Genomic DNA, 20,377 nt, shown 5'->3' on the forward strand with positions numbered 1-20,377 from the left:
GCCCATGAAAGCCCAAGCCCGCCACATCCTGGTCAAGACCGCTGACGAAGCCGAAAAGCTCAAGCAGCGCATCGCCAACGGCGAGGCCTTCGACGTGCTGGCGAAGAAATTCTCCACCTGTCCGTCCGGCAAGCGCGGCGGCGACCTGGGCGAGGTGCGCCCGGGCCAGCTGGTCGGCGCCATCGACCAGGTGATCTTCAAGAAGCCCCTGCGCGTGGTACACGGGCCGATCAAGAGCAAGTTCGGTTATCACCTGGTGCAGACGTTCTACCGCGACTGAGCCTCATCGGCGCGGCGCCTTTGCAGCAGCGCTGGCGATTGTTCGCCACTGGCGACCACGCGCTCCAAGCCTTCCTGCACGGCCAGGCTGGCGCTTTCCATGTCGGCCACTGCCTTGAGCATCGCTGCGGTATTGCCGCTGGCATGGGCATCAATGGCGTCGAATGCGCAACGGTGCACGGCGGCATGGGGCGCTTCGATGTCCTTGTATCCTGCAAGATGTGCATAGTGCAGGGCCCCGTCCCCCTCGCGATACCACTTGCCCAAGCGGCAAAGGGTATGGTCGGTAAAGTCCGCGCCGCGCTCCTGCGAGACCCCGAACAGCACCTTGTAGACGCGGAATTTGTAAATCAGGTGGTCGAGCTTGGCCAGCTCGCAGAAACTGCGCAGCGCCGACACCGATGCCGAACCCTCCGCCACCGTCGACATGTCCAGCAACTGGCGCATGGTACTGGCCGCCGTCTGGCCAACACCGCTGTACGATGACGAATGCTCGGCCAGGCTGGCGATATGCCCGCGGCTTTGCGCACTGTCGGCTCGAATGGCCGAGACCAGCGTGCCGATTTCGGCAGTGGCGTCCGCCGTGCGCCTGGCCAGGGTCCTGACTTCATCCGCGACCACGGCAAAGCCGCGCCCGGCATCCCCGGCCCGCGCCGCCTCGATGGCCGCATTCAGGGCCAGCAGGTTGGTCTGGTCCGCCACCTCGCGGATGATCTCCAGCACACCACCGACCTGCTGGGCTTGGTGATCGAGCCTGCCAACCTTCTCCGACGCCTCGCCGGAGGCATCGGCCAGTTGCTCAAGATTGGTCGCGATGGCATCAATGCTGGCCTGGTTGCTGCTGGCGATACCCTGGATGCGGATGGCGTACTGCCTTTCCTGCTCCATGCTGTGGGCGAGGCTGGCGAACGAGGTCTGGGTCATTTCCAGGGAATGCGAGAATGCCGAGAGGTTGCCGGCCAGGTGGGCGAGCACCTGGTTCTCCCGTGCCAGTTCCGTGGCCTTCGATTCTGCCTCGCGGGCGCGCTGCTCCCACGCCGCCAGCTGTGAGCGGCTACGTTCGAGCGCGAGGTTCAGCTCCTTGATCTGCGGGTCTTGCCGACCTGCCTTGCTCCACCACTTCACACCACGCTCCCGGGATAGACCCACCTATTGTCACCCGGCGCAAAAGCGCCGGGCAGAAACAGGGAAAGGTCTCAGCAAGCGCACAGTGCGGCAATACTCAGTTGCACTGAAAAACAGCGGATCAACGACGAGCCGCGAGCAGGCCAAGCCCCGCGCACCCCAGTAGCGAGGCACTGACCCGGTTGAACAGCCGACGTGGCCCGGGCCGTTCGAACCAGCGCTGCAGGTAGGCGCCGAGCCCGGCGTAGATGGCGATGGCCGCCCACTCCAGCAGCAGGAACAGCACGCCCAGCTGCAGGAACTGCTCGCTCACCGGCGTGGCGCTGCCCACCGAGACGAACTGCGGCAGGAAGGCGGTGAAGATAAGAATGGCCTTGGGGTTGCCCGCCGCCACCCAGAACTCCTGGCGCGCCAGCTTCCAGGTGCCGCGCGGCTGCTCGCCGGCCACCACCGCCTCGCCGACCGGCGCCCGCCACAGCTGCCAGGCGATATAGAACAGGTAGCCAGCGCCCAGCACCTTGATCGCCAGGAACAGGTACTCGCTGGTGTGCAGTACCACGGCCAGGCCCATGGCCGCCAGGGCAATCATGCCGCTGAAGGCCAGCAAGCGCCCGGCGCCGGCCACGCAGGCGGTGCGCAGGCCGTAACGGCTGGCGTTGTGCAGGGACAGCAGGTTGTTGGGGCCCGGCGCCATGTTCAGGGCGAAACAGGCGGGGATGAACAGCAGCAGGCTCGACAGGTCCATTATTCTTCTCCAGCGGTGACCGTCGCAGCGTCGCGCCCGGCGGGCAGGCGCGTCAAGCACAGTGGCACGGTAAATGGCCGGAACAGCAGGCACGCGCTAGACTGGCGCCCTGCGCTCCCCTCCAGGCCCTCTCGCCATGACCCCATCGAGCAGCGAAATCTGGCACGACCCGGCCCTGCCCTACGTCGAGAGCCGACGCGCCTGCCACAGCCGTGCCTGCTACAAGGCCCACAGCCACCCGAGCTTTTCCATTGGTGCGGTGGATGCCGGTCATAGCCGCTTCACCGGGGCCGGCGACGGACAGGTGCGGCTGGCACCCGGCACCTTGGTGTTCGTGCCGGCCCAGCGGGTGCATGCCTGCAACCCCGAAGCCGGACAGGCCTGGAGCTACCAGATGCTGCACCTGGACGCCGATTGGCTGCGTTGCCTGCGCCTGGAGTCGGGGATTGCCGCCGACCAGCCCAGCGCGGCGGCCCGGATCAGCCGTTCGGCAGCTCTGTACCGGCGGTTTTGCACACTGAACACCCTGCTGTTTTCCAGGGCGACGGCGTTCGAGAAAGAGGCGGCACTGGTGGCCTTTCTCGGCGACAACGACTTCTCCATCCATCCGCACCTGCCACCTGCGCCGCCCTTGCCACCTTCGACACTCCGCGACCTGCTGGGCCATGCCGAAGAGCAGACGCTGGCCGAACTGAGCCTCGACCGCCTGGCACGGTTGGCCGGCATGGGGCGCTATCAATTGATCCGCGCCTTCAGCCTCGCCACCGGCATGACGCCCCATGCCTACCTGCTCAACGCCCGTGTAAACAAGGCTCGGCAACTGTTGCGCCAGGGCCAGCCGCTGGCTGAAGTCGCCTACGGCCTGGGCTTTGCCGACCAGAGTCACTTCCAGCGGGTGTTCAAGGCGCATGCCGGAGTAACACCGGGGACATACCGCGCAGCCTTGCAATAATCTTCAATACCCGCCCTGTCGCCCCGCCACAGACTGCGGCTTCCTCTCCCTGGAAGCCCGACCATGCAACTGTTCCTGCTCATCGCCACCGCCCATTTCCTCGCCCTGCTCTCGCCAGGACCGGACTTTTTCCTGGTGGCCCGGACCTCGGCCAGCGCCGGCTGGCGGGTGGCCAGTGGCGCCTGCGCCGGCATCGCCCTGGCCAATGGCGTGTTCATTGGCGCGGCGTTCGCCGGGGTGTCGTTCCTGCGCGACGGCAGCCCGCTGTTCGTCGCCCTGCAACTGGCCGGCTGCGGCTACCTGCTGTACATCGGGCAACTGTTCCTGCGCCATGCTGGAAAGAGCGGCCTGACGGGTGCCGCCGCCCATGCTTCATCCCACGCCGGCAGTTGGCTGAACAGCCTGGGCATGGGCTTCGCCTCGGGCATCCTCAACCCGAAGAACGCACTGTTCTACGCCAGCCTGGCCAGCATGACCGCCAGCAGCGGCGCCCTGGCCAAGCTGGCCTATGGCATGTGGATGTTCGCCATCGTCCTGGCCTGGGATCTGCTGGTGGCCGTGGCCATCGGCAATCAGCGGGTGCTGCACCGCTTCGCCCGCGCCCTGCCCTGGCTGGAACGGACTTCGGGGGTGATGCTGATCCTGCTCGCCAGCGGCGTGCTCATGCACCTGGCCTTGGGCTGAGCAACGTCAGCCCCCGCAGCTCGAGCAGGCTGAAGTGACCACGGCTCCAGCCGCCGGTGTCCAGGTGCCAGACGTTGCCCAGCACCTTCACCTCCAGCACTGGCGTATGCCCGACCAGCAAGGCACGCAGGCCCTTCACCGGTCGGCTGTCGCCCTCCTTCAGGCGCCGTCGCGACCACTGGCACACCTCGCGCACCTCGGGGTCATCCCCAGCCTGCAGGTTCACGCATAGATGCTCCCAGTCATCGAACGGGCTGTCGGCGTGCAGCAGCCCGACCGGACCGTTGGGTGTGTCGACCTGCAACGCGATCGGCAGTCGCTCGAACGCCTCGACGAAACGCGCCTGCTCCGTTTTCGGCAGGTCGAGGAACCAGCCGCCGCCGGCCGCCCGGTACATGTCCAGGTCAACCCGCCCGCCGCGCAGGTGATTGACCGCCAGTGACTCGTGGTTGCCCTGCACCGCGTGGAACCAGGGCTTGGCCAGCCATTCCAACGCCTGCGGGCTGGCCGGCCCGCGGTCGACCAGGTCACCGACGCTGAACAGACGGTCCACCGCCGGATCGAATTCGACGGCCTCGAGGCATTCCTGCAAGCGTTCGAAGTGCCCGTGAATATCACCCACGGCCAGGTCACGCCCGCGGGTATTGGCGGTCATCCGCCGAAAAGCGCTCATTGCATCAGTCCTCTGCTTATGCCCCGTACCGGCGTAAAATAGGCAGGCAAGCCGCCCCACCCCGGAGGTGCATCATGCGTACCACCCTGGCCAGCGCCCTGTTGCTGGTGCTGGCATTCGACAGCATGGCACAGGGCACCCCGACCGCGCAGGTCGAGGTGCGTTTCGACCACCCGGAAAAATTCCGCGATGCCAGCCTCGACAACCGCGGCTATCCCCAAGGCGCCGACCCGCAAGTGATGAAGGCCCTCACCCAGCACCTGCAGAAGCTCGGCCAGCGCTACCTGCGACCCGGCCAGCAACTGGTCATCGACATCCGCGACATCGACCTGGCCGGGCGCTTCGAGCCCTGGCACAGCCAGGCCTACGATGTGCGCTTCATGCGCGAGGTCACCTGGCCCAGCATCGACCTCGACTACACCCTTCAGCAGCCAGGGCAGGCCGCGCTCAAGGCCCAGGAACACCTGAGCGACAAGATGTACCTCAGCCGCCCCGGCCGCCTGGGCAGTAACGACCGGCTGTATGCGGAAAAGGCCATGCTCGGTGATTGGTTCCGTCAACGCTTCGCGCCGCCGTCCTGATCGTCACCGCGCCAGCCGGCGCAGGGCGATGGGCGCGATCAAGCGATGGAACGGCGCCACCGGCAGCATGTACAGGCGGCCCAGCCAGTTATGCGTGCGCACCACGGTGCTGACCAGCACCTCGCACCGCCCCGGGGCCGTCGGGCGACGCATCAGGGCGATGTGTACGTCCAGATGATGATCGCGGTCGACCAACAGCACCTCATTCGCGCTGTTGCTGATCAACGTAAAGATGCCCACCCGCTCTCCGGGCTGGTAGCTGTCCGGGGCGCGGGCTGGATCGATGGCGGTCAACCGGCCCAGGTTCTTCAGCCCAAGCAGCCCGACCAGGCGATTGCGTAGGACCATCAGTTCGTCGATCCAGCCGGGCATGCTCGCCATCAGGCGCAGGAAGTGCGCCATGGCGGGCAGCCCGTCGTCCGCCAGGTCGATCGCCCGGCAATGACGAAAGCCCGCCTGCGCGGCGTGGGGGGCGATCAATGAGTCGGCGGGTATGGCTGCGGCATGGGTCATTGCGGTCTCGTCCATGAAATCGACACATCGGCGCTGGGAGTCAGCGCCCATCGATTGTATCCTCGTCAGCCGACGACATGCCAAGGACGGATGCACCATGAGGACCCGCATGCTACGACCGGTCTCACCGGCAGGCACTGCCGGGGTATCGCCCCTATGAAATATGTGCTGGTGATCCTGGCCAGCTATACCAGCGCCTGGTATCTGGTGGGCACCCTGATTCGCGGACGCTTGGCCGATATTGCCGAAGGCCTGCGCCATCGCCCGGACGCCCCGCCTCCAGGGCAGTACCTGCGAGAAGTCGAAGCCCACGCCCGCCGCGCACACCGCCACTACAGCCTGTTTGCGGGCACGCTGTTGGCCCTCGTGTTGGCGCTGCTCTGTTTCTGGCTCGACTGACGCCTAGAAATCCAGCGCCAGGCTCTGCCGCCCTTCCAGTGCCAACAGGAACTGCTTGGCCGGCAGGCCGCCGGCAAAACCGGTGAGACTGCCCGAGGCTCCGATCACCCGGTGGCACGGTGCGATGATCGAGATCGGGTTGCGTCCGTTGGCCGCGCCTACCGCACGGACCGCATCGGGCTTGCCGATCTGCCGTGCGATCTCGCCGTAGCTGCGGGTCTGGCCGAAGGGAATGGTCAACAGCGCCGCCCAGACCTCCCGCTGGAACTCGGTGCCGGCGAAATCCAGTTCCAGCTCGAAACGCTGGCGTTGCCCGGCAAAGTACTCGCCCAGCTGGCGGGCGGTCTCGCGCAGCACGCCGTGCCGGTCGTCGCGGTGCAGGTCGCCCAGGCGCACCCGGTTCTCCCGCTCGTGCTCCCACAGCACGGCGGCCAGCCGCTCGCCCCGCGCCACCAGGGTCAAGGTGCCGACAGGCGATTGCATGAGGGTGAAGGCACAAGACATGACAGGCTCCGGCAAGACGACGATCGCTGCACTCTACCCATCGCGGCACGACGGCGCATCCGCTTTCTTGCCCGGCCATCGCCACTGGCCAGCTTTGGCCTGCGCCTCGTACACTGAAGCGCCACTCGTTTTTCAAAGGATGGAAACACAGTGAACGACCCATCGCCCGACATCGTCATCGAACGTTTTGCCGAGCAGCATCTGCAGGGCATCACTGCGCTCTACAACGAACCTGCCGTATGCCGCCAGGTACTGCAGATGCCCTATCAGTCCGTCGAAGTCTGGCGTGAGCGCCTGGCCACCTACCATGAGCGACAGGTCCGCCTGGTGGCGGTGCACCAGGGCCAGGTGATCGGTAACATCGGCCTCGACCAGAGCACGCGCATCCGCCAGGCGCACCTGGGCGAGCTGCTCATGGGTGTTGCCCAGGCCTGGCAAGGCAGGGGCGTCGGCTCGCGGCTGATGGCCGCCATCCTCGACATTGCCGACAACTGGATGAACCTGCGCCGGGTCCAGCTCACCGTCTACGCCGACAATGAGCCGGCGCTGGCGCTGTATCGCAAGTTCGGCTTCGAGACCGAAGGCCGGCTGCGCGATTACGGCGTGCGTGACGGGGTGTATGTCGATGCGCTGTGCATGGCGCGGATGCGTCAGCCGTAGAACACCATGCCCGCGTAGGGCTTGGCCCGACAGGCCGCCAGCCGCGACTGCAGATCGCCGACATGGGCTTCGAGCTGGTGGCCGTCCGGGTCGAGGAAGTACAGCGAATCGCCCTCGCTGCTGTCCTGTTTCCAAAGTTGCACGGCATGCTCATGCAAGCGCTGGGCGAATGCCACGAAGTCGGCCTGGCGGATGGAAAATGCGTAGTGCGTGTAGTTGCGCTGTAAGTCGCCTGCCTCGATCTGGTCGACCGACAGGCACAGCCAAAGGTCGCCCAGACTCAGATAGGCACCGCGGTCCCAGCGCGCATCAAGCTTGAAGCCCAGGACCTGCTGATAGAACACGATGCTGTCCGGCAGGCTGGAAACCGCCAGGGTGAGATGGTTGAGTCCGTTCAACATGAGGGGCACCTGAGGTGAAGTGAGGCGGGATCGCTTCACGGAGCGCGATGGAAACGAGCGCGCCCCGCTACGCTGCGATCATACCCGCGAACACATCAGCGCGGCATCGAGCAGACGCCCCTTGTCATACCAGGCATCACGCTGATACGCCGAGAACTGATGCCGCCCGGCGGCGCCTTGAACCTTGACCAGCCCCTCGGCCTTGTTCGGGTCGGTGCTGGCGACAAACAGCTCCAGGGCGTCCTGGTTCTGCATGACATAGGTCGTGGCCGTATCGGGAAGCTCGGCCTTGACGCAGTTCAGGTACTCCGGCGGGCTTTTCGAGGTCATGCCGAAAGTGTTGTCTCGGCCCGCGCGGATATCGGGATCATGTGCGCAGCCGGCCAGCAACAGGCTGGCCACCACTGCCATCGTCAAACGGCTCATACAGACTCCAACCACCCCAGCAGCAAGCCCTGGACAGGGTCATACACCCACCACCCTTTTTAATAGTCTGCTTACGATCTACAAGACTAGCCCGGGGTGACGGGCACGGTAGGCCGGTTCGCTATATCGCCAGGCTTTCAGGTCGGCTTGTCGATTCGGTAGAGCACATGCGGGCGCAATGCATTGCCTTCAGGCACCGTTGGATCGGGGAAGTCCTCCGCCGGGTCCGAACGCATACCCAGCCGCTCCATCAATGCCCGTGATGGGGTATTGATGCTGGAGGTGTAGCCGATGACTTGCCTTAATCCAAGCGTCGACCAGGCGTGCTCCAGGCATGCGCTGGCCGCCTCGAATGCGTAGCCCTGCCGCCAGTGGCTGCGTCCGAGGATCCAGCCGATTTCGACCTGCGGGCCGCCCGGGATCTCATCCCCGGTCAGGGACAGCCCAAGCCCACCGACCAATGCGCCATCGGCCTTGCGCTCGACGGCGACGAAACCGAACCCGTGGACCTGCAGATGTTGATCGCAGTCCGCGAGCATCGACCGGGTTTGATCGGAAGACAGTATCGCAGGGTAGTAGTAGCGCCTGACTTCGGGGTCGGCATTGACGAGGGCAAAGGCCTCGATGTCCCGATCGGCCCAGGGGCGCAGGACAAGACGCGGTGTTTCGATGAGCATGGGTAAACTGAAACTCCCTTCTACCAGGCACTCCTCGCAACAAGGAGGTTGCCATGCCACTACTGGATCTTGAGTCAATAGCGAAGGTTTGCCCCACGCGTGGAAATCCACCGTGCTGGGATAGGTGGGGTGTTCGAACATCAAGGTGCTGCGCATGGACCAGATGCCCGTCGAGGCAGAGGTGCATGACTACATCGAGGGGTTGCTGGTCATTTCGCAGAGCAGCGTTGCCGAGCGCTGATCCGCTCTCTCGTTGACCTCATACGATCCAACCATCCCATCAGAACTCCCCTGGCCGGCAAAGACTGAATCATATTCGATACCCGGCTGCTGGGTCGATGTTGCCGTGGCGTGCAGGCACAAGCGCCAGTTCAGGGGCCGTATCCCCAGGAATGGGGATCAGGCACCGGCCTGGAGAAACACAAAAACCGCCACCACATCCAAAGCCAGCACGGCAGCCACGACGAAGCTCATGAAATCGAAATCATTCTGGAACATGTCCGCTCTCCCCGCATGATCGCTTTCCTGGGTTCAAGCAACTCCCATTCCAGCCTGCCCGCGCCGGGGCCATGTCCATTGGTCAGGCGAGACGGGCGTTTCGGGCAAACAGGCGTTTACTGATGAACATGCCCCTGGCTCGCGCAAGGATGCCCATCAAGGTGTGCCCCCATGAGACGCATCCAGAAGATCATCCAGCAGCGCCGTCGGCAGCTGCATGTCCACATTCCGCCCAGCGAATTGAAGGGGATGCAGTCTGGCGATGGGCCCAGCGCGGCGAAACCGCTGCCACCGCGAGAGGTTCGTCAGGCAGGAATGAGAAGAACCGCACTCGAAGGGGCAGCCACTGACTGAGCAGGCCCTGCCCGAACCGTCAGCGAGCGCCAGCCGGATGCTGCGCGCTGCACTTGCCGTTGGAAGGCTCAGCCAAAGACTGGCCCATGATCAGAGGTTGCAGGTGTATTGATACTCAAAGGGAAAGAAAACGGTGTCCACCACCAGGGAAAACGGCGCATCAATCAGTAAAAAAGGGATCAGCTTGCCTTTGGAGGTGCCGACCAGCCACCAATCGAACCTGAGGCCGATGTAGGGGCATCGGTGCTTGTCATAATCCATGCGCATGGCGGTAGCCATGCACCCACTCAAGCTGGCTATCAGCACCAGTAAAATCGCCTTGCAAATCACGTAACGTCCTTTTTGCTTCCTTGCACAGACCTCTATAGACGCCGTTGCGTGGCGTGGGTCACCCACTGGCGCCCATGGTGAAGAGGCTGAGTGAACTGGGGATCAGGAGAGCCCCATGCAACTGTCGTCACACCTACGCGACAATAGCCGCAATGTCTGGCCTCAACTTCCGCATTTATCACCCAACAGCTGGGTTACAGCGTGCGCATGCTGCTGTCGACGCATGCGCGTTGGCTCAACTCAAGCTCCGACTGGAACGAGCTGGACACGCTCAGGATTGGTATCAGATCGGTATCAGCTGAAAATCCAGCCACGTAAGTTACTGATAGGTAAGCGCTTTGATCTCCACCGCTAATATCACCATGCGCTATACGATGGGATTTGGCGGGTGGGGATGTGTCGATTTTGTTGGGCCAAATCCCCCTCAATCCCCTACCGGAACGCATCCGCTGGTTCGCAAATTGGTCCGAATCTGGTCCGAGATGCCCCATGCCGAATGTGCATAAGGCTTTCTAGGCACTGTACGAAAAGTAATGTCGTAAACACCGCCGCCAGCAAGCCAGCGTGAGCATTGCAGCGAAGCTTTCCGCTAGCTTGCAATAGCGTGTACCCAGGCGGCGGTGCTCCTTCAACCAACCAAATAGGCGTTCGATAGCGTTCCGCTGCCGATACTTGGGCTTGTCAAATAGCCACGGCAAGCCCGGCTTCGGCTTGCGTTTCATGTCACGCAGCGGAATCACCGGCTGCATCCGATAGCGGTCGCAGTATTGCCGCAAGGATTCTGCGTCATAGCCTTTGTCGGCCAGGAGCCAGCGGCAGCGCTTGCGTGGCCTACCTCGATTCGAAGGGATGTGGACACCGTCCAGCAGGCGCTGAGCATGGGAGATGTCGCTGGCATTACCACCAGAGAGCGTGAAGTGGAGTGGGATGCCACGGGCGTCACTGACCATGTGAATTTTCGTCGTCAACCCGCCCCGGCTTCGTCCAAGTGCGTGGTCCTTTGGTTCTTCAGCCCCCCTTTTTTGCCTGCTCCGGCAGAGGCTCGGGTGGCCCTCACGGCGGTTGAGTCGATGCACCAGGTGGTCAAGTCAATCTGGCCCTGTGCATTGAGTTTGAGGTGTAACCGCTTGAGCATTTTGTTGAAGGTTCCTTGGTTTCGCCAGTCTCGAAATCGTTGATAGACCGTCGACCACGGCCCGAATCGTTCAGGCATGTCCCGCCAGGTTGCACCTGAGCACAGCACCCACAACACGCCGTTGAGCATCAAGCGATCGTCAACTCTTGGGCGTCCTGTACGTCGATGTGCGGTGAAGAGGTCCGCGACTATTTCCCATTCTGCGCCGGAAAGTTCGTATCGCTTGGACATGGCAGAATCCTTCGCCTAAAAAGCGAGAACTCTACGGAAAATCAGGCCGCCAGAGACTCCGGTGAGGTTTCAAAGGTTTTCATACAGAACCTAGGGCCTTCGAAGACAGCCACCTCCGCGACAAGCATGGTAGCGAGGCGCCGACTTTCATTGTCGAGAAAGGCACGGGCTACTCGTTCACCTCCGAATACTGGCACCTCTATGCCGATGCCAACGAGGGGGTGGACAAGTATTCCTGTCAGGTGCAGATGGCGTTCACTGGTGAAGGTGAGTGCTACTCCCTGCGTGTTGGCGAAACCGACATGAAGAAGTCGCTGATTCTTGGCAGCGCGTACGGCGCCGAGGCCTTGGTACTGAACCTGTACACGGGCGGCACCAAGGTTGAATACGAGCAGATGTACGTTGGCAACATCCGCTACAGCGAAGAAGCCTACGACTGACTTCACTGCACAGCCGGCAGCGCTTTAGGAGTCCGCACCCTTTACCTGGCAGACCCCGTTGGCTCGGTTCTTACCGGTATATGAAACATCAGGCGAGCCATCCGGGTTGATCGACAGCGAGATAGTCACATCGCTGCCCTTGGCTTCGAAGTAGTTGTCGTTGAACTTCTTCAGCTTTGCTTCCTTGCCATTGATGTAGATCGGGCCGCCCTTGTCGGCGTGAACCTCGATGTTTCCTGGGCATGTGGCGTTCACCAGCGGAATACCGGCTTGGGCCGCGCCAGACACCACCAACAATGTCCCCAACACTAATCTCTTCATCTCACACTCCTTGGTGGATTGACCGAGAAGGAAGCAATAGCCCAATTTGGAGCTGCCCACCAGTACCTCAACGATTATCGTGCAGCTCAGGCGGCCATGCGCTGAAGAAGATGTAGACGCCTGGTCCACCGATCCAGGCCCAGCTGATGCTTGGCCACACTACCGCCGCAGCGATCCAAGCGACGATCAGAGTTGCCCCAGTGCGCCGCCGGCGCCTTGGAGTGAGCCACTCCTGCAAAGCCTTATGCCTCTCCCGCAACCCCATTACCACGCTCCTTGTTTGGTAAGCGGCGAAGCATACCACTCGCTTAACTGAGCCACATACGGCGTTGCCCGCCAGCGCCTTCCCCTATTCAACGATAACGCCGACCCAGAGGAGATGACCATGCCAACAGAAAACCAATCCAGCAACATGCACAGGGCAAGCTGCGCGCCCCTAGAGGACGGCTCGATTGCCAGAGCTGTGTTACAGGAAAGGTCTGAGCAGGGATCGAGGCTGAAAGTCGCAGATCCTCTGCGACTTCGGATCAACCTGACAACGGAGCTTGAGCTTTCTGGCTGAGGAAGATGACCCAAGCGTCATATGACTTCTGGTGCCAGGCCACCGCATCGTCCCAAGGGACGCCTTTAATCTCGCCGCTAGAAACCAGGTACCTGAGCCTGGAACTTGAGGCATCCAGTTCGAGGAGGTGCCGATGAGCCATGTATCGAAAATCATCATTGCTTAGCATTGGACTGATGTCCTAAAGGGCTGGCCCGAGAATACGTGCCGATGTCCCTGCGCCGTCATTGTGACACTAAATTGAAGCGATCACTTAGGGAATCCGTACGGAGCACATTTGTACTCCACCCAGCTGTAACCTCTCTCCCTCTACTTTGCGAGTCGCGATCCCTTCCTCGGCAAGGGTTGTCTCGCTTGAACGGGTATCGCCGGAAAGGTGGTTGCAACCCATTCCTTCGCATGCTGCAGCGCCCATGCCATTGCCGCACTCATGGTCTGCCCCTTGCAGTCTGCATAGCTCTCTTCGACCAGCATTTCACCCTTCTCTTTGTAGATACCAAAGAAGAGCTGGGTAGCCCCGAGAGGCGAAGTGCGCACTTGTACATTGATCAGGGTGCCGCAGGACAGACGCTCATCGCAGTTGCGGAAATGCAGCTGCGGATCGGCCCAATCCCAGTACACCTTCCCGCGATTACGCATGGTCGGGCCTTCGAGAAGAATGGAAGAAAGTTGACGTAACAGTCAGCGTATAGAGCTTCCTCAGCTTATCCAGAAATAAATTGAATCGGTTACGAACTTTCACAACTGCCGCGATATGGCGGCCAAGGAATCGTCATGCCTGAAATACTCAAACTGGAGCGCGGCCGCACCTAACGCGGCAAGAAGCCCGCATGCGTGCGCAGCTGCGGCTTGGTGAACGATCGCACCGTTATCTATATCGGCGTGGACAAGGTCCAGTACGACGGACCATCAGTGGCCCCTGGGCGCCACTATCCGCGCATGCCGATAGACAGGTTCCTACAGTGGGCCGGTCGCGATGTGACCGACGAACTGCCGCCAGGGGAATACGCATCCTGGCCACCAGCAAAGCAGGCAGCATCTGGAAGGCGCCGCAATGAGCGCAAGGATCGTCTGCCAGTTCAGTTGCGGCGCCGCTTCGGCGGTGGCCACCAAGCTGGCCTTGGCAGAGTACGGCAGCACGCACGACGTGCAGATCATCAATGCGTTCCTTGCCAATGAGGAATCCGACAACCGCCGATTCGCCCAGGACTGCGAAACATGGTTCGGCCAGCCGATCACCGTCCTGCGGGACGAGAAGTACGGCGCCGACGCCCACGAGGTGTTTCGCCGCAAGCGCTACATGAAAGGCCGAACCGGGACGCCGTGTACCAAGATCCTCAAGCGGCGCTTGCTCGACTCGTGGAAACAGCCAGGTGATGTGATGGTGTTCGGTTACACCGCCGAGGAAGCCGACCGCCTGGAAGACTTCAGGGAGCGAAACCCAGACCGCCCAGTGATCGTCCCGCTGATTGACCGCAGCTTGGGCAAGGATGACTGCAAGGCCATCCTGCTGCGTGCGGGCATCGAGCTGCCCCTGATGTACCGGCTACTCCGACGACTAGGGATTCGATACCGGCCGCCATACAACTGCCGCCACACCTATGCGACAATATGTTTAATGTCTGGTCTCAACCCCGCATTTATCGCCCAACAGCTCGGGCACAGCGTGCAGATGCTCTTATCGACGTATGCACGCCGGATCAACTCGTCCAGCGACTGGCAGGAGCTCGAAAAGCTCCAAATTGGTCCGAAATTGGTCCGTAGCTGCGAAGACTCCACGTAAGTTATTGATAGGTAAGGCACTTGATCTCCACCGCTAACATCACCATGCAGTTCGGCTCCAAGCCCCTGTTCGAAAACGTCTCGGTCAAATTCAACAACGGCAACCGCTACGGCCTGATCGGCGCCAACGGTTGCGGCAAGTCGACCTTCATGAAGATCCTCGGTGGCGACCTGGAGCCATCCGGCGGCCAGGTGATGCTCGAGCCCAACACCCGCCTGGGCAAGCTGCGCCAGGATCAGTTCGCCTATGAAGAATTCACCGTGATCGACACGGTGATCATGGGCCACGAGCAGCTGTGGAAGGTCAAGGCTGAACGCGACCGCATCTACTCCCTGCCGGAGATGACCGAGGAAGACGGCATGGCCGTCGCCGAGCTGGAAACCGAATTCGCCGAGATGGACGGCTACACCGCCGAGTCCCGTGCCGGCGAGCTGCTGCTGGGCCTGGGCATTCCGCTGGAGCAGCACTTCGGCCCGATGAGCGAAGTCGCTCCCGGCTGGAAGCTGCGCGTGCTGCTGGCCCAGGCGCTGTTCTCCGATCCGGACGTGCTGCTGCTCGACGAGCCGACCAACCACCTGGACATCAACACCATCCGCTGGCTGGAAACCATCCTCACCGCGCGCAACAGCACCATGGTGATCATTTCCCACGACCGCCACTTCCTCAACAGCGTCTGCACCCACATGGCCGACCTGGACTACGGCGAGCTGCGCCTGTTCCCAGGCAACTACGACGAATACATGACCGCGGCTACCCAGGCCCGCGAGCAACTGCTGTCGGACAACGCCAAGAAGAAAGCCCAGATCGCCGAGCTGCAGACCTTCGTCAGCCGCTTCTCGGCCAACGCCTCGAAAGCCAAGCAGGCCACTTCGCGCGCCAAGCAGATCGACAAGATCCAGCTGGCCGAGGTCAAGCCGTCGAGCCGGGTCAGCCCGTTCATCCGCTTCGAGCAGACCAAGAAACTGCACCGCCAGGCGGTCACCGTCGAGAAGATGGCCAAGGCCTTCGATGACAAGGTGCTGTTCAAGGACTTCAGCTTCACCATCGAAGCCGGCGAGCGCGTGGCCATCATCGGCCCCAACGGCATCGGCAAGACCACCCTGCTGCGCACCCTGGTCGGTGAAATGACCCCGGACAAGGGCGAAGTGAAGTGGACCGACAGTGCCGAGGTGGGTTACTACGCCCAGGACCACGCCCACGACTTCGAAGACGACATGACCCTGTTCGACTGGATGGGCCAGTGGACCAGCGGCGAGCAAGTGATCCGAGGCACCCTGGGGCGCATGCTGTTCTCCAACGACGAGATCCTCAAGTCGGTGAAGGTGATTTCCGGTGGTGAGCAGGGCCGCATGCTGTTCGGCAAGCTGATCCTGCAAAAACCCAACGTGCTGGTGATGGACGAACCGACCAACCACCTGGACATGGAATCGATCGAGGCGCTGAACCTGGCACTGGAGAACTATCCGGGCACCCTGCTGTTCGTCAGCCACGACCGTGAGTTCGTGTCGTCGCTGGCCACCCGCATCATCGAGCTGACAGCCGATGGCGTGGTGGACTTCAGCGGGACCTATGACGACTACCTGCGCAGTCAGGGCGTGGTGGTCTGAGCCAACGCTGAGTAACCTTCATCGCGGGGCAAGTCGCGGCGGTACGCCGATGCGACTTGCCCCGCGACACGTTTAATTAGTTAGCCTGCTTTCTTTTCCGTCGCGCGGCAGCCATGATGGGCACAGCCCCACCGCCCGCCCGCGAACGAGCCCATGACCGCGCCACACGCCTCCAGCGTCACCCTGCAGATTCTCTCGATCGTCCTCTACACCTTCATCGCCTTCCTCTGCATCGGCCTGCCGATCGCGGTGCTGCCTGGCCATGTGCACGACCAGCTGGGCTTCGGCGCGGTGATCGCCGGCCTGACCATCGGCCTGCAGTACCTGGCCACCCTGCTCAGCCGGCCCTTTGCCGGGCGGGTGGCGGACACCCTTGGCGGCAAGCGCGCGATCCGCTACGGCCTGTACGGCATCGCCGGCTGCGGTGTGCTGACCCTGCTGTCGGCCTGGGCCCTCGCCCTGCCCTGGCTGAGCCTGGCGCTGCTGTTGGGCGGCCGGCTGTTGCTGGGCATCGCCCAAGGGCTGATCGGCGTCGCGACGCTGAGCTGGGGCATCGGCCAGGTGGGAGCGGAACATACCGCGCGGGTCATCTCCTGGAACGGCATCGCCTCCTATGGCGCCATCGCCATTGGCGCGCCCGCTGGCGTGCTACTGGTGGACGGCCTGAGCTTTGCCGTGCTCGGGCCTGCACTGCTGGGCCTGGCGCTGCTGGCCCTGCTGGTGCTGCGTACGCGGCCGGACGTGGTGGTGGTGCGCGGCGAACGGTTGCCGTTCTGGTCGGCGTTCGGCCGCGTGGCACCTTGTGGCGTGGGATTGACCTTGGCGTCGATCGGTTATGGCACCCTGACCACCTTCGTCACCCTGTATTACCTCGAGCGCGGCTGGGTCGGCGCCGCCTGGTGCCTGAGCGCCTTCGGCCTGTGCTTCATCCTCTCGCGACTGCTGTTCGTCAATGCGGTCAACCGCTACGGCGGCTACAACGTGGCCATCGCCTGCATGGCCACCGAGGTGCTCGGGCTGAGCCTGCTGTGGCTGGCGCCGTCGCCGTTGTGGGCGATGGTTGGCGCCGGGCTGACCGGCTTCGGCTTGTCGTTGGTGTACCCGGCCCTGGGCGTCGAGGCGATCCGCCAGGTCCCCAGCAGCAGCCGTGGCGCCGGGCTGGGCGCCTACGCGGTGTTCTTCGACCTGGCGCTGGCCATCGCGGGCCCGGTGATGGGCGCGGTGGCGGTGCACCTGGGGTACGCTTCGATCTTCTGCGTCGCCGCCCTGCTCGCCCTGTCAGGGGTGGGCCTGACCCTGTTGTTGGCCCGCCGCGGCTGAACGCTCAGCGGGCTCCGGCGCGCCCAGAGCCTGGCTAAAGAAGGCGGTGGTCTCGCTGCGTAGCGAGCGGTGGATATGCTGACGGTCGACGCCCTCGGCGTCCTTGCACAGCACCGGCATGCGCTGATGCTGCTCATCGTCACAAGGGGCCATGAACACGAAGTGCCCGGCGCCGGCCAGCAGGCGGTAGTCGGGGGTGACCGGCAGCTTGCGCGCCAGGGCATCGGCATTGTGCTCCAACACCAGCAACTGGTCGTTGTCACCGCTGTAGATCAGCGCCGGCACCTGCACGCCGGCCAATGCGTGACGACCGAACATCAGGCTCAGCGGCGCCATCAGCATCACCGCGCCCACCCGGGGATCGGCGCGGGGCGCCAGCTCGCTGTGGTCGGCGATCAGCACGCCATGGGTCTTGCAGGCGTCGGTGTCGGTGGGGCGTTGCTCGCAATAGCGGCGCAGGCGTTCGAGGTCGGGCCGTGCGCCGGACAGGATCAGTGCGGTCTCGCCGCCGGCGGAATAGCCAATCACCCCGACCTTGCCGTCATTCAGATACGGCGCGAGCAGCCTGTCGTTGCGCGCCGCGGTGATCGCGGCGCTGATTTGCAGTGGCCGGCCATAGAGGTTGCTGAGGGTACCCAGGCGGCTATGGTCACGGTTGTTGTCCCCGGGGTGGACCACCGCCACCACCACGAAACCCTGGCGAGCCAAGCCATTGGCCAGGTCATGCAAGGCCATCGGGCTGCCGGTGTTGCCGTGGGAGATCACCAGCAGCGGGAACTGGCCCATGGCCACCGGCGCCTCTTCGGCGACACGGGTCTGGTAGCCCTCAATGCGCACCGGGCGCGCTTCGCCGCTGGAAGGATAGAACGCCAGCGCCTGCATGGGCCGGGCGTCCACCGGGTCAGTGAGCGTCAGGCGGTGCAACCCGGCCACCCACGGCGCCGCGTCGGCGTGTGCCAGCAGGCCGCCGAGCAGCAACAGCGCCATCAGCATACGGGTTCGTTTCATCGCAGGGCACTCCTCGTCGCAAGGCACTGCGCAGCACTCGGGTATGGAGGCCAGCATAGAACCCGGCTCGCAGCCAGCACATGAAAACTGGATGAAAAAAGCCGACTGGCGCGCTGGGCGGCAGTCGGCTTTGGTCAAGCAGTCGCAATCAGGCGGCGGCGAACAGCTCACCGGCAATCTGCGCCTGGGCGGCGTCGATGGCCTTGGCACGGTGCTCCGGACCATATGCCAGGCCATGGGCGCGGACGATTTCCAGGTCGGTGATGCCGATGAAGCCGAGGAACACCTTGAGGAAGTCCTCATGGCCGACACCGGTCGGCTGGCCCTGGTGCAGACCACCGGCGGTGGACACCAGGATCACCTTCTTGTCGCCGCACAGGCCTTCAGGGCCGGCCTCGGTGTAGCGGAAGGTCTTGCCGGCCACCGCCACGCGGTCGATCCATGCCTTGAGCTGGGTCGGCACGGTGAAGTTGTACATCGGCGCGCCGATCACAACGGCGTCGGCGGCGAGGAATTCTTCCAGGGTCTCGGCGCTCAGCTTGGCCTCGTGGGCCTGGGCGGCATCGCGCATCTCCTCCGGGGTGCCGGCGGCGACCAGGGTGGCGGCGGAGAAGTGGCTGATGGCATCGGCAGCCAAATCGCGGTAGACCACTTCGAGGCTCGGGTCGGCGGCTTTCCAGGCCTCGACCACTTCGCGGCTCAGCTGGCGGGAGGCGGAATTGTCGCCCAGGATGCTCGAATCGATATGCAACAGTTTCATGGGACTCTCCTGTGAATGAAGACCGCGGCGGTGGGCGATCACGATGGGAGCAATCCTATCGGCACATCGAATAGCTGATAAGTCGGTAAAAACGCGTTAGTTTGTTCCACTGATGGAACAATGAGACTGTCAAATGCAAGACCTCAACGACCTCTTCTACTTCGCCCGGGTGGTCGAAGCCGGTGGTTTCGCCGCCGCTGGGCGCCAGCTGGGCATCCCCAAGTCGCGCCTGTCGCGGCGCATCGCCGAGCTGGAGGAGCGCCTGGGCACCCGCCTGCTGCAGCGCACCACCCGGCAGCTCAAGCTCACCGCCGTGGGCGAGCGCTACCTGAACCATTGCCAGGCCATGCTGTTGGAGGCGGAGATGGCCGACGAGGTAGTGGCCAGCATGTCCAGCGAGCCCCGGGGTCGCCTGCGGGTGTCCTGCCCGGTGGCCCTGGCCCACGCCTTCCTGCCGGATGTGATCAGTCGCTTTCTCACCCAATACCCCCAGGTGCAGCTCGACATGGTGCTGCTCAACCGCCGGGTCGACTTGATCTCCGAGGGCATCGACGTCGCCCTGCGGGTACGCGACCTGGGCGACGAGGACCCGGCGCTGGTCACCCGGCGCCTGCGCCAGGCGCAGATGCAGCTGGTGGCCGCGCCGGGCTTCGCCGATCATATCCGCGAGCCCGCCGAGCTGGCGACCCTGCCGGTGCTCGGCGCGGCCGAAGCCGACCGCCTGGTGCACTTCCGTCTGCACGGGCCCCATGACCGTCAGGAGGAAGTCGCCCTGGAGCCGCGGCTGGCCATCGACGACTTTGTCGTGCGCAACGCCGCGGTACGTGCAGGGCTGGGCTTCACCGCCCTGCCGTCGATGTTCTGCGAGGAAGAACTGGCCCGTGGCGAACTGGTGCGCCTGCTGCCAGACTGGTCGCTGCCCGGCGGCTACCTGCAGGCGGTCTACCCGCACCGCCGGGGCCTGCTGCCAGCGGTACGCGCATGGATCGATCACCTGGCGGCTTCATTCGAAGCCTGTGGAGAGCGTTATGTCTGAGAAAAGGCTGTCCGAGGAGCAGGTGGCGGCGCTGTGCCTGGCCCTGCCTGGGGCGCGGGAAGACTACAAATGGGGCGGCATCCGGGTGTTCTCGGTGGCCGGCAACAAGATGTTCGCCGTGCAGGACCTGGGCGGCGCCGGCTTGTCGTTCAAGGTGGCCGACGAGCTGTTCCTCGGCTACTGCGACCGCCCCGGCATTCGCCCGGCGCCTTACCTGGCGCGGGCGAAGTGGATCAGCATGTTGCCGCCCTACCCGATGGGCCGCGACGAGCTGAGCGACCTGCTTAAGCGGTCGCACCAACTGGTGGTGCAGCGCTTGCCCAAACGTCAGCAGGCGGGGTTGCTGCTTGGGTCTACAAGCTGAGTGCGCATC

At 63.5% G+C, this 20,377-nt stretch carries 26 protein-coding genes and 2 pseudogenes; 13 read left to right on the forward strand and 15 right to left on the reverse strand.

The genetic code is table 11. From position 1 onward, the window contains the following. Nucleotides 1–4 precede the first annotated feature (4 nt). The gene (locus tag AC25ND_RS10205; RefSeq protein WP_008095636.1) at nt 5–280 is read left to right on the forward strand and encodes a peptidylprolyl isomerase; all 276 of its coding nucleotides are present in this window, start codon (nt 5–7) and stop codon (nt 278–280) included. Here the strand turns inward: AC25ND_RS10205 and AC25ND_RS10210 are convergent. The 3 genes and pseudogenes from AC25ND_RS10210 to AC25ND_RS10220 form a co-directional block, all read right to left on the reverse strand. After that, nucleotides 268–726 (reverse strand): CZB domain-containing protein, encoded by a 459-nt coding sequence (locus tag AC25ND_RS10210; protein WP_420917104.1) that lies wholly within the window; start codon nt 724–726, stop codon nt 268–270. The two genes, AC25ND_RS10205 and AC25ND_RS10210, sit on opposite strands and share 13 nt — an antisense overlap. Before the next feature lie 36 nt (nt 727–762). Continuing rightward, nucleotides 763–1,002, reverse strand: a pseudogene (locus tag AC25ND_RS10215) (methyl-accepting chemotaxis protein); the annotation flags it as partial. 523 nt (nt 1,003–1,525) lie between these two features. Beyond that, nucleotides 1,526–2,149 carry a LysE family translocator gene (locus AC25ND_RS10220; protein WP_028688962.1) on the reverse strand — a complete coding sequence of 208 codons (624 nt, stop codon included), beginning with the start codon at nt 2,147–2,149 and terminating at the stop codon, nt 1,526–1,528. A 136-nt stretch (nt 2,150–2,285) separates the two neighbouring features. Between AC25ND_RS10220 and AC25ND_RS10225 the strand changes: the two genes are divergently transcribed. Continuing rightward, nucleotides 2,286–3,101 (forward strand): AraC family transcriptional regulator, encoded by an 816-nt coding sequence (locus AC25ND_RS10225; RefSeq protein WP_028688963.1) that lies wholly within the window; start codon nt 2,286–2,288, stop codon nt 3,099–3,101. Between the two features lie 63 nt (nt 3,102–3,164). Then, the gene (locus AC25ND_RS10230; RefSeq protein WP_088852524.1) at nt 3,165–3,785 is read left to right on the forward strand and encodes a LysE family translocator; all 621 of its coding nucleotides are present in this window, start codon (nt 3,165–3,167) and stop codon (nt 3,783–3,785) included. Here the strand turns inward: AC25ND_RS10230 and AC25ND_RS10235 are convergent. Continuing rightward, nucleotides 3,763–4,458, reverse strand: coding sequence for a metallophosphoesterase (locus tag AC25ND_RS10235; protein ID WP_186596908.1), 696 nt, complete (start codon nt 4,456–4,458; stop codon nt 3,763–3,765). The two genes, AC25ND_RS10230 and AC25ND_RS10235, sit on opposite strands and share 23 nt — an antisense overlap. Nucleotides 4,459–4,532: 74 nt before the next feature. Between AC25ND_RS10235 and AC25ND_RS10240 the strand changes: the two genes are divergently transcribed. After that, nucleotides 4,533–5,039 (forward strand): DUF3016 domain-containing protein, encoded by a 507-nt coding sequence (locus tag AC25ND_RS10240; RefSeq protein WP_028688966.1) that lies wholly within the window; start codon nt 4,533–4,535, stop codon nt 5,037–5,039. A gap of 3 nt (nt 5,040–5,042) precedes the next feature. Here AC25ND_RS10240 and AC25ND_RS10245 read toward each other — a convergent pair whose 3' ends face one another. After that, nucleotides 5,043–5,552 carry a DUF2867 domain-containing protein gene (locus AC25ND_RS10245; protein WP_186596940.1) on the reverse strand — a complete coding sequence of 170 codons (510 nt, stop codon included), beginning with the start codon at nt 5,550–5,552 and terminating at the stop codon, nt 5,043–5,045. 156 nt (nt 5,553–5,708) lie between these two features. Here AC25ND_RS10245 and AC25ND_RS10250 point away from each other — a divergent pair, with 156 nt between their 5' ends. Further along, complete coding sequence (locus AC25ND_RS10250) at nt 5,709–5,951, forward strand: hypothetical protein (protein ID WP_028688968.1); 243 nt, start codon at nt 5,709–5,711, stop codon at nt 5,949–5,951. Between the two features lie 3 nt (nt 5,952–5,954). Here the strand turns inward: AC25ND_RS10250 and AC25ND_RS10255 are convergent, their stop codons facing one another. Further along, complete coding sequence (locus AC25ND_RS10255) at nt 5,955–6,455, reverse strand: methylated-DNA--[protein]-cysteine S-methyltransferase (protein ID WP_062574172.1); 501 nt, start codon at nt 6,453–6,455, stop codon at nt 5,955–5,957. Nucleotides 6,456–6,605: 150 nt separating this feature from the next. Between AC25ND_RS10255 and AC25ND_RS10260 the strand changes: the two genes are divergently transcribed. Continuing rightward, nucleotides 6,606–7,115: a GNAT family N-acetyltransferase gene (locus AC25ND_RS10260; protein ID WP_028688970.1), complete on the forward strand. Its 510-nt coding sequence runs from the start codon at nt 6,606–6,608 to the stop codon at nt 7,113–7,115. On the opposite strand, the gene fos is transcribed toward AC25ND_RS10260, so the two are convergent. The 4 genes from fos to AC25ND_RS10280 form a co-directional block, all read right to left on the reverse strand. Continuing rightward, on the reverse strand, nt 7,106–7,516 hold the full coding sequence (fos, locus tag AC25ND_RS10265; RefSeq protein ID WP_028688971.1) for a fosfomycin resistance glutathione transferase: 411 nt from the start codon (nt 7,514–7,516) through the stop codon (nt 7,106–7,108). The genes AC25ND_RS10260 and fos overlap by 10 nt on opposite strands. Nucleotides 7,517–7,594: 78 nt before the next feature. Further along, complete coding sequence (locus AC25ND_RS10270; RefSeq protein WP_238348145.1) at nt 7,595–7,942, reverse strand: hypothetical protein; 348 nt, start codon at nt 7,940–7,942, stop codon at nt 7,595–7,597. A gap of 137 nt (nt 7,943–8,079) precedes the next feature. Further along, nucleotides 8,080–8,619, reverse strand: coding sequence for a GNAT family N-acetyltransferase (locus AC25ND_RS10275; RefSeq protein ID WP_486976285.1), 540 nt, complete (start codon nt 8,617–8,619; stop codon nt 8,080–8,082). 942 nt (nt 8,620–9,561) lie between these two features. Beyond that, nucleotides 9,562–9,801, reverse strand: coding sequence for a YceK/YidQ family lipoprotein (locus tag AC25ND_RS10280; RefSeq protein ID WP_028688974.1), 240 nt, complete (start codon nt 9,799–9,801; stop codon nt 9,562–9,564). 86 nt (nt 9,802–9,887) lie between these two features. Between AC25ND_RS10280 and AC25ND_RS10285 the strand changes: the two are divergent. Then, nucleotides 9,888–10,119, forward strand: a pseudogene (locus AC25ND_RS10285) (site-specific integrase); the annotation flags it as partial. 194 nt (nt 10,120–10,313) lie between these two features. Here AC25ND_RS10285 and AC25ND_RS10290 read toward each other — a convergent pair. Next, a protein-coding gene (locus AC25ND_RS10290) for an IS5 family transposase (protein ID WP_207852184.1) occupies nt 10,314–11,167 on the reverse strand; the annotation gives its coding sequence in 2 pieces (ribosomal slippage) (nt 10,314–10,823 and nt 10,826–11,167; 852 coding nt in all). A gap of 221 nt (nt 11,168–11,388) precedes the next feature. Here AC25ND_RS10290 and AC25ND_RS10295 point away from each other — a divergent pair. Then, on the forward strand, nt 11,389–11,607 hold the full coding sequence (locus AC25ND_RS10295) for a hypothetical protein (RefSeq protein WP_028688977.1): 219 nt from the start codon (nt 11,389–11,391) through the stop codon (nt 11,605–11,607). Between the two features lie 24 nt (nt 11,608–11,631). Here AC25ND_RS10295 and AC25ND_RS10300 read toward each other — a convergent pair whose 3' ends face one another. Both AC25ND_RS10300 and AC25ND_RS10305 read right to left on the reverse strand, forming a co-directional pair. Continuing rightward, the gene (locus tag AC25ND_RS10300; protein ID WP_028688978.1) at nt 11,632–11,928 is read right to left on the reverse strand and encodes a hypothetical protein; all 297 of its coding nucleotides are present in this window, start codon (nt 11,926–11,928) and stop codon (nt 11,632–11,634) included. Nucleotides 11,929–12,799: 871 nt separating this feature from the next. Beyond that, nucleotides 12,800–13,129, reverse strand: coding sequence for a hypothetical protein (locus tag AC25ND_RS10305; RefSeq protein ID WP_028688980.1), 330 nt, complete (start codon nt 13,127–13,129; stop codon nt 12,800–12,802). Nucleotides 13,130–13,544: 415 nt separating this feature from the next. Between AC25ND_RS10305 and AC25ND_RS10310 the strand changes: the two genes are divergently transcribed. The 3 genes from AC25ND_RS10310 to AC25ND_RS10320 all read left to right on the forward strand — a co-directional run bounded on the left by AC25ND_RS10310 (nt 13,545) and on the right by AC25ND_RS10320 (nt 17,200). Beyond that, a complete protein-coding gene (locus AC25ND_RS10310; RefSeq protein ID WP_486976286.1) occupies nt 13,545–14,273 on the forward strand; it encodes a site-specific integrase in 729 nt (242 codons plus the stop codon). Nucleotides 14,274–14,293: 20 nt separating this feature from the next. Further along, a complete protein-coding gene (locus AC25ND_RS10315; protein WP_028691879.1) occupies nt 14,294–15,880 on the forward strand; it encodes an ABC-F family ATPase in 1,587 nt (528 codons plus the stop codon). A gap of 153 nt (nt 15,881–16,033) precedes the next feature. Continuing rightward, entirely contained in the window at nt 16,034–17,200 is a 1,167-nt protein-coding gene (locus tag AC25ND_RS10320) for an MFS transporter (protein WP_028691878.1), read from the forward strand. Here AC25ND_RS10320 and AC25ND_RS10325 read toward each other — a convergent pair. Continuing rightward, a complete protein-coding gene (locus tag AC25ND_RS10325; RefSeq protein ID WP_186596914.1) occupies nt 17,159–18,208 on the reverse strand; it encodes an alpha/beta hydrolase family protein in 1,050 nt (349 codons plus the stop codon). The two genes, AC25ND_RS10320 and AC25ND_RS10325, sit on opposite strands and share 42 nt — an antisense overlap. 148 nt (nt 18,209–18,356) lie before the next feature. After that, nucleotides 18,357–18,968, reverse strand: a complete 612-nt coding sequence (locus tag AC25ND_RS10330) for an FMN-dependent NADH-azoreductase (RefSeq protein ID WP_062363121.1) — start codon at nt 18,966–18,968, stop codon at nt 18,357–18,359. Between the two features lie 133 nt (nt 18,969–19,101). Between AC25ND_RS10330 and AC25ND_RS10335 the strand changes: the two genes are divergently transcribed. Next, nucleotides 19,102–20,004 (forward strand): LysR substrate-binding domain-containing protein, encoded by a 903-nt coding sequence (locus AC25ND_RS10335; protein WP_028691875.1) that lies wholly within the window; start codon nt 19,102–19,104, stop codon nt 20,002–20,004. After that, entirely contained in the window at nt 19,997–20,368 is a 372-nt protein-coding gene (locus AC25ND_RS10340) for an MmcQ/YjbR family DNA-binding protein (protein WP_028691874.1), read from the forward strand. The genes AC25ND_RS10335 and AC25ND_RS10340 overlap by 8 nt, the downstream gene beginning before the upstream one ends. Nucleotides 20,369–20,377 lie beyond the last annotated feature (9 nt).

The organism is Pseudomonas sp. P110(2024), assembly GCF_057480795.1.

Coding starts and splice junctions, on each gene's coding strand:
- AC25ND_RS10225 (WP_028688963.1), top strand. CDS start 2,286: ATGACCCCATCGAGCAGCGAAATCTGGCACGACCCGGCCCTGCCCTAC.
- AC25ND_RS10320 (WP_028691878.1), top strand. CDS start 16,034: ATGACCGCGCCACACGCCTCCAGCGTCACCCTGCAGATTCTCTCGATC.
- AC25ND_RS10220 (WP_028688962.1), bottom strand. CDS start 2,149: ATGGACCTGTCGAGCCTGCTGCTGTTCATCCCCGCCTGTTTCGCCCTG.
- AC25ND_RS10230 (WP_088852524.1), top strand. CDS start 3,165: ATGCAACTGTTCCTGCTCATCGCCACCGCCCATTTCCTCGCCCTGCTC.
- AC25ND_RS10330 (WP_062363121.1), bottom strand. CDS start 18,968: ATGAAACTGTTGCATATCGATTCGAGCATCCTGGGCGACAATTCCGCC.
- AC25ND_RS10305 (WP_028688980.1), bottom strand. CDS start 13,129: ATGCGTAATCGCGGGAAGGTGTACTGGGATTGGGCCGATCCGCAGCTG.
- AC25ND_RS10205 (WP_008095636.1), top strand. CDS start 5: ATGAAAGCCCAAGCCCGCCACATCCTGGTCAAGACCGCTGACGAAGCC.
- AC25ND_RS10310 (WP_486976286.1), top strand. CDS start 13,545: ATGAGCGCAAGGATCGTCTGCCAGTTCAGTTGCGGCGCCGCTTCGGCG.
- AC25ND_RS10270 (WP_238348145.1), bottom strand. CDS start 7,942: ATGAGCCGTTTGACGATGGCAGTGGTGGCCAGCCTGTTGCTGGCCGGC.
- AC25ND_RS10275 (WP_486976285.1), bottom strand. CDS start 8,619: ATGCTCATCGAAACACCGCGTCTTGTCCTGCGCCCCTGGGCCGATCGG.
- AC25ND_RS10245 (WP_186596940.1), bottom strand. CDS start 5,552: ATGACCCATGCCGCAGCCATACCCGCCGACTCATTGATCGCCCCCCAC.
- AC25ND_RS10240 (WP_028688966.1), top strand. CDS start 4,533: ATGCGTACCACCCTGGCCAGCGCCCTGTTGCTGGTGCTGGCATTCGAC.
- fos (WP_028688971.1), bottom strand. CDS start 7,516: ATGTTGAACGGACTCAACCATCTCACCCTGGCGGTTTCCAGCCTGCCG.
- AC25ND_RS10335 (WP_028691875.1), top strand. CDS start 19,102: ATGCAAGACCTCAACGACCTCTTCTACTTCGCCCGGGTGGTCGAAGCC.
- AC25ND_RS10340 (WP_028691874.1), top strand. CDS start 19,997: ATGTCTGAGAAAAGGCTGTCCGAGGAGCAGGTGGCGGCGCTGTGCCTG.
- AC25ND_RS10300 (WP_028688978.1), bottom strand. CDS start 11,928: ATGAAGAGATTAGTGTTGGGGACATTGTTGGTGGTGTCTGGCGCGGCC.
- AC25ND_RS10325 (WP_186596914.1), bottom strand. CDS start 18,208: ATGAAACGAACCCGTATGCTGATGGCGCTGTTGCTGCTCGGCGGCCTG.
- AC25ND_RS10255 (WP_062574172.1), bottom strand. CDS start 6,455: ATGTCTTGTGCCTTCACCCTCATGCAATCGCCTGTCGGCACCTTGACC.
- AC25ND_RS10235 (WP_186596908.1), bottom strand. CDS start 4,458: ATGAGCGCTTTTCGGCGGATGACCGCCAATACCCGCGGGCGTGACCTG.
- AC25ND_RS10250 (WP_028688968.1), top strand. CDS start 5,709: ATGAAATATGTGCTGGTGATCCTGGCCAGCTATACCAGCGCCTGGTAT.
- AC25ND_RS10210 (WP_420917104.1), bottom strand. CDS start 726: ATGCGCCAGTTGCTGGACATGTCGACGGTGGCGGAGGGTTCGGCATCG.